Consider the following 7142-nt stretch of genomic DNA (forward strand, 5'->3'; position numbering starts at 1 on the left):
AAGATGCTAAATAAAGCAAATAGAGTTGAGCAATTGAATAGCTTTAGCTGTTTCATCTTAATAGATTAGCCCTTTGAGCGATGCCTACACTATACCTCAAAAAAAATTGAAATCAGGATTTTTGATCGCTTCTAATCAAAAAATTTAGGGGTTTTGAGTGTTTGAGTTTTCAATTTGAACGTTGGGTACAAACAAAACGCGATCAATGGGAACAATTAAACCATTTTGAGTCAGGATGAATTCACCTGATTTTGCGGTTGCTTCATTAAGCTGAACTTCTGCCAGAGTTGAATTGACTTGAATACGCACTACATTTCCACTCAGCGTTTTAATTTCCCCTTCCGTGATATCAGTAGTTTGAATTTGCCCAATGACAAAATGATTTTTGATAAATTCGATCAAAAGATTGCGATTTTTAGGTAAAATTAAGCGATCATATAATCCGGCTGTTAGACGATCAAATGCTTCTTCTGTGGGTGCAAATATTACAAAAAATCCTGATTGTTCCAGATCTGAACTGAGATCAGAAAGTTCTAAAATGGATATAAGGGTCTGAAATTTGTTATCGTTTTCAAGTGTTTTAACGATATCACTCGGACTCGAACGACGAGCCGTTCCCCTGACAACGGTGGGTGCAAAGGGGTTCTCATTAGAACTTTCAGTTACATTGTTCTTTAGAGTAGGAATTGTGTTAGGATTGGGCAAGTTTTCAGGCAAATCAGTGTCGAGTAAACCGCGATTCGTTTCTGAAGGTGTATCAGAATCTGATGGAGTTTTTTCGGAGTATGACTGTGCTAAAATCTCAGCCGTTATTCCTACATTCACACTTAAAATTACTATCCATGCTGCTAATAGTTTTATTGTTTTTTTTAGCATAAAATTCATCATTATCTTTTGAACAAGTGTTTAAAAATATACCCCTAATAGAGACTTGAGCTATGAGCTTTTTGAAACCTTATTATTGGATTTTGGCAGTGCTAACCTTGGTATTGGTTTGTACAACGAATGCCAGAGCAGTATTTCCTGGCTCTCCTATTCTATCGAAAGTTGAACCTATTGCCCAGATAGAAACCCAAGAAGATCCAAAAACACGAGCGATGGAACTTTACAAAGAAGGCACGCAACTGTTAAACTCCGGTCAATTTAAAGCGGCTTTGGAGACCTTTGAACAAGTTTTAATCACAGTCAGAAGCATCAATGCTCGTTTGGGAGAAGCGGGAACGCTCAACCAAATTGCTTTAGTTTATTACCATTTAGGGGAGTATGAAAAAGCTCTGACTTCCTATGAAGAAGCGTTAAACATTTACACTCAAGAAAAAAACCTGCAAGAACAAGGGACTATTTTCACCAATATGGGTGTGCTTTATGGTGAGCTTGGACAGTATCAAAAAGCATTAGAGTCTCATCAACAAGCGCTCGCCCTCGCTCAAAAAGTTGACGATACAAAAAAGCAGGGTGAAATTCTCAATAATATGGGTACAATTTATCAAAAATTGAATCAAAATAAAGAAGCTTTACAATTCTACCTGCAAGCATTAGAAATTCTGCGTAAAGATGGAGATCCGGGTTGGCAAGCAACTATTCTAAATAATACGGGCTTAATCTATGCCGAATTAGAGCAGTATCAAGAAGCGATTGATTCTTATACAAAAGCCCTAACTTTAGCCGAAAAAGATGGCGATCACATTACCAAAGGTCGAATTTTAAATAATCTCGGTTTAGTGCGGAGTAAACTCGGAGATTGGCAAGGGGCGTTACAGTCTTTAGAAAAGGCGTTAATCATTCGTAAAAAATTGATTGATTTACCGGGAGAACGAACCACTCATAATGATATTGGTAGCGTTTATCGGGATTTAGGTGAGTATGAAATCGCCCTCAAACATTATGAACAAGCCTTAGAAATTTCCAGGAAAATTCATGCTCGTCCCCAAGAAGGTGAAACCCTTAGTAATATTGGTTTAACTTTGCTAAAATCCGGTCAAGAAGCCCCAGCAAGCCAAAAGTTATTTGAAGCTGTAACCATTTGGGAATCTCTTCATCCCGGACTTAATGATGAAAATAAAGTCTCTTTAATGGATAGTCAAGCCGATACCTATCGTTGGTTACAGCGAGCCTTAATTGCTCAAAATCAAATTGAAGCCGCTTTAGAAGTCTCAGAACGAGGTCGAGCGAGAGCATTTGCTCAGTTATTAGCCTCGCGATTTAATGAGTCTGATTTATCACCGCCTCCCTTGACATTTAAACAAATTCAAGAAATTGCTCGACAACAAAAATCTACCCTGGTTGAATATTCAATTGTGATTGAGGATGAACTACTTTATATCTGGGTCATTCAACCCAATGGTAAAGTTGAATTTCGGACGGTTGATATTAGTTCGTTGCGAAGTTTTTTACCTCTAGTTGGAAGTGATCGAGACCTGGCGATGAATCGGGGGAATAAGGGTGCAGAAAAAGAGGAAATGAGCATTAATAATATTCGTCAAACTTATCCACTCATTGAAAATGAACCTCTAGAAAATCCCGAAAAAGTTCCTAATCCCGTCCGTCGTCGAGATCCGTTTCTCTCACGCAGATATCGATTTTTGATTGAACCGATAGCGGATTTACTGCCAACTAATCCCGAAACTCATGTGATTTTTATTCCTCATCAAAAGTTCTTTTTGGTTCCGTTTGCAGCCTTGCAGGATGAAGAAGGAAAGTATTTAATTGAAAAGCACACCATTTTAATTTCACCTTCAATTCAAGTGTTAGATATCACGGCTAAACATCAAAATACTTTGTCTCAAAAAGAGCCGTTAAACACCTTAATTGTTGGCAATCCCACCATGCCGAGTATTGCCTATCGACTCGGTGAAGAATCCAAGCCTTTAAGTTCTCTCCCCGGAACCGAACGGGAAGCTTTAACGATTGCTAAACTGTTAAAAACAGAAGCATTAATCGGAGATTTAGCCACCGAAAAAACCGTTGTCAAAAACATGATCCAAGCGAATAATATTCACTTAGCCACTCATGGTTTAGTGAATGAATTAAAACATTTAGGGTTAGAAATTCCGGGAGCTTTAGCCCTAACACCGAGTTTAGAAGAGGATGGTTTACTCACGGCTCATGAAATTTTAGACTTAAAATTAAAAGCAGAATTAGTGGTTTTAAGTGCTTGTAATACAGGTTTGGGTAAAATCACTGAAGATGGAGTTATTGGACTCTCACGTTCCTTTATTTCGGCAGGTGTTCCCAGTGTAATTGTGTCTTTGTGGTATATTCCTGATCATCCCTCGGCGGATTTAATGATAGAATTTTATCAGCAGATGCAAACAATTTCTGATAAAGCTTTAGCATTGCGTAAAGCGATGATTAAAACCATAGAAAAACATCCCAGACCTCTGGAATGGGCGGGATTTATTCTCATCGGACAATCTGGATTTTAAATTGAGGGTTTTCTACTCAAAAACAACGGTTCTTTTATTATAAACTAACACTCGATTTTGTAAGTGCAATCTAACGGCTCTTGCTAATACAAGCCGTTCTAAATCTTTGCCTTTCCGAATCAAATCAGCAACCGCATCTCGATGACTGACTCGCACCACATCCTGTTCAATAATCGGCCCTTCATCTAAATCTTCGGTGACATAATGGGCGGTTGCCCCAATAATTTTAACGCCTCTGGTGTAAGCCCGTTGATAGGGATTTGCACCGGGAAATGCAGGTAAAAACGAGTGATGAATGTTAATAATATTCGGAAATTGAGCCACAAAATATGAACTCAAAATCTGCATATATTTCGCCAAAACTACTAAATCAATTTGATATTGCTTTAAAATCTCTAACTGTTGGGTTTCTTGTTCTTTTTTATTGTCTTTGGTGATGGGAATATGATAAAATTCTATACCAAATTGTTCGGCAATGGGTTTTAAATCTTTATGATTGCTAATCATCACCGGAATTTCTACCGCCATTTCTTTGGCTTGCCATCGCCATAATAAATCTAATAAACAATGATCTTGCTTTGTTACCCAAATCGCAATTCGAGGAATTTTATCAGAAAAATGTACTTGCCAATTTGCATTTAAGGGTTTAGCGATCGCCCCAAATGCTGGGTTAATTACTTCTCGCGGTAAGTTAAATCCTTCTAATTGCCATTCTATACGAGTCAAAAAGACTCCTGAAGCAAAATCGGTATGCTGATCCGCATGAATAATATTTCCGCCATTAGAGTAAATAAAATTCGCAATTTTTGCAACCAGTCCCCGTTGATCTGGGCAAGATAATAATATTGTTGCTGTAGGTGAACTCATGTCAATCTGCCATAATAGAGATGATTCTAAATTATCTATGATTTTTCCGAATGAATCAATAGGGAAAAGGAACATAATAGAATATCACCGAATTAAACCGCAATAAATTAACACCAAACGACTGCTATTTCGTCTATTGTAGGGGCGCAAAGCTAGCGGCAAAAATCTAACTTTAGCAAGACTTTAACTGACTTAACAAAATAACAATCTCATCAATCGCTTGTCTTAATTCTGAAGCTGATTGATTTGAATGATTCACCAAAATACTAAACACCAAGGGTTGATAATTGGGCGGATAAAGATATCCTGCTAACCCAGAAACTCCGGTTAACGTTCCCGTTTTTGCATAAACAATTCCGGCGGCGCTTGTTCCTCGAAAACGCCCTTTTAACGTTCCCGTTTCTGCTGCGATTGGAAGCGACTTTTTGTAAATCTCAAATAGCGGTGAATTGGCCATCCCAATTAACGTTTGAGTTAACGCTTCTGGACTGATTAAATTATGTCGAGATAAACCGGAACCATCAACTAGACGATAACTTTCGGGTTCAACCCCTAATTTTTTTAAGATGTCTTGAATCGCAGTTAACCCCGTTTCCACTGCATCTAAACTCGGCTTCTGTACACCCAAAGTTCGCAGTAAAGCTTCCGCAAAGATATTATTACTTTCTAGATTGACGGTTTGAATTAATTCAGCAATCGGCGGAGATTCAACAATTGCTAATTCCTCGGAGGAATGTTGACTGTTAGAAACAATCGCTGTTTTTAACACCCGAATTCCTTTACTTTCGAGAATCTGTCTAAATTCTTGGAGAAAATTCTCCGTCGGTTCAACGACTGCTGCATAAACAGGTTCCGGTTCAGAACCCGCTCTTAATTGTCCAGAAATATAAAGAATCGGTTGCGTTAAATCTCGCCCAATTTCTACAAATTCGCGTTCAGTTTCTCCAACGGTAATGGTATTATTTTTGATTTGCCATCCTTGGGCTTGTTGAGGACGAACCCAAGTCACTTTTAACGGTTGATTAACAGCTTGTGGTGATAAAATTAAATCAATCGAATTTTGATGTAAAATCAAACTATTAACAGGCGCACCATGTCCCGCTTGAATGTCTTCCCATTCCCAACTCGGATGGACTGCAAACCCTGGAAAATACCCCGGATCGGCAATCAATTGATTAACCAGATTAATCCCTTTATTTTGAAGCTGTTGGGCTAAATCTTCTAATTGAGTTGCTGTTAAACTCGGATCACCCCGTCCAACAATATAAAGATTTCCTTGTTGATCTCCATAAATTGAAGTTAGAATGCGATAATTAGGCGTAAGTTGAGATAAAGCAGCAGCCGTTGTCATCAGCTTAACGGTAGAAGCAGGGATAAAATAATGTTCAGCATCTCGACTATAAATTGCTTCACCCTTCGACAAAGTTTTGAGCAAAATTCCCCACCGAAAACGTTTAAACTGGGAACGATTGACAATTCCATTAAGTTGAGAATTGAGTTGATGTTCACAGATTAATACTGAGGACTGCGGTTCAGGGTTTGAGGACTGGCTGATGGCGCTAGAAGAAAACCCCAAGAGAAAAAATAGGCTAATTAAAATTGATTGCACCCGAAAGTTGAACAATCTCCCTCGAATGACTGATTTTAACGAAGAATGAAAGCTTGAGGTTGGCACTTTTAAAAATATAGGTAAAATATACAATGAATTCTCAATCAAGACCGTCTCGCTGATTTCAATTGCTGTTAACGGATAACTGTAAAATATGACACGTAAAACAACACGACGCAAGTTTATCATCAGCAGTGTTGCTGTTGCAGGCGGCATTGTCGGGAGTACAGCATTGCACGGGCGGCAGTCACCCAGCGCCGCTCGCTCTCCAATCGCAGTCCCCAACACAGCAACCATGCCGGAACGGGTACTCGGCAAAACAGGCGTGACATTGCCCATTTTTGGCTTAGGAGGCGCCGGACAAACGCCCATCTCAAAAGCCGGACAGGAAGCCGAAGCGATCGCTCAAATTGAAGCCGCATTAAAGTTAGGAATTCGCTATTTTGATACGGCAGCCAGCTACGGGCCAAGCGAAGATAATATGGGGAAAGTTTTACCCCCTTATCGTTCCAAAATATTTCTCGCCACGAAAACCGCTAAACGCGATCGCGATGGCGCTTGGCAAGAATTAGAGCGATCGCTAAAACGTCTCAATACAGATTACCTCGATTCGTGGCAATTGCATCATGTTTCTTTCCCGGAAACCTTAGATGAAATTTTCAGTAAAAATGGGGCGATTAAAGCCATCGAAGAAGCAAAAGAACAGGGAATTATCAAATATTCAGGGATTACCGGACATCACGAACCCGATGTCATTGCCGAAGGTTTGCGTCGTTATCCATTTGATACCACGTTAATCTCAATTAATGCAGCCGATATTCATCATCCTCGGCCTTTTTCTAAAACCGTTTTACCTGTCGCTCAAGAAAAAAATGTCGGCGTTATTGCTATGAAAATTCCGGCTTATGGCAAATTAATTCGCAGTGGCGTATTAGAAGGAATGCACCAAGCGATGGGATATGTATTATCTCTGTCTGGTGTTCATGGCTGTATTATTGCAGCAGAAACCGTCGAACAATTAGAATCTAATTTTAAAGTTGCTCAAGCTTTTAAACAACTCAGTTCTGACGAAATGGCAGCCATTGAAAAACGTACCGCAGTTGCTTGGCAGGAAAATACATTTTTCCGGGCTTGGACGTAATAAGACATTCCCTCTCGTCTAACCCTCCTTTTCAAGGGGGGCAGGGGGGATGGGAGAGGGGTTAGAAAAACCACGAAGACACTAAGACACTCAGAGGAAA

General features: G+C 39.5%; 5 protein-coding genes. 2 read left to right on the forward strand and 3 right to left on the reverse strand.

All coding sequences use genetic code 11. The features are described 5' to 3' along the window. Positions 1 to 144: 144 nt before the first annotated feature. The gene (locus WN50_RS11520) at positions 145 to 876 is read right to left on the reverse strand and encodes a fasciclin domain-containing protein (RefSeq protein WP_160315376.1); all 732 of its coding nucleotides are present in this window, start codon (positions 874 to 876) and stop codon (positions 145 to 147) included. A 62-nt stretch (positions 877 to 938) separates the two neighbouring features. Here WN50_RS11520 and WN50_RS11525 point away from each other — a divergent pair, with 62 nt between their 5' ends. Beyond that, positions 939 to 3425 (forward strand): CHAT domain-containing tetratricopeptide repeat protein, encoded by a 2487-nt coding sequence (locus tag WN50_RS11525; protein ID WP_049559170.1) that lies wholly within the window; start codon positions 939 to 941, stop codon positions 3423 to 3425. Between the two features lie 12 nt (positions 3426 to 3437). Here WN50_RS11525 and purU read toward each other — a convergent pair whose 3' ends face one another. Together purU and dacB are read right to left on the reverse strand one after the other, a co-directional pair. Beyond that, a complete protein-coding gene (gene purU / locus WN50_RS11530) occupies positions 3438 to 4292 on the reverse strand; it encodes a formyltetrahydrofolate deformylase (RefSeq protein ID WP_046277949.1) in 855 nt (284 codons plus the stop codon). A 172-nt stretch (positions 4293 to 4464) separates the two neighbouring features. Next, positions 4465 to 5901, reverse strand: coding sequence for a D-alanyl-D-alanine carboxypeptidase/D-alanyl-D-alanine endopeptidase (gene dacB, locus WN50_RS11535; protein WP_046277953.1), 1437 nt, complete (start codon positions 5899 to 5901; stop codon positions 4465 to 4467). 154 nt (positions 5902 to 6055) lie between these two features. Between dacB and WN50_RS11540 the strand changes: the two genes are divergently transcribed. After that, positions 6056 to 7042: an aldo/keto reductase gene (locus WN50_RS11540; RefSeq protein ID WP_046277950.1), complete on the forward strand. Its 987-nt coding sequence runs from the start codon at positions 6056 to 6058 to the stop codon at positions 7040 to 7042. Positions 7043 to 7142: the final 100 nt, after the last annotated feature.

The organism is Limnoraphis robusta CS-951, assembly GCF_000972705.2.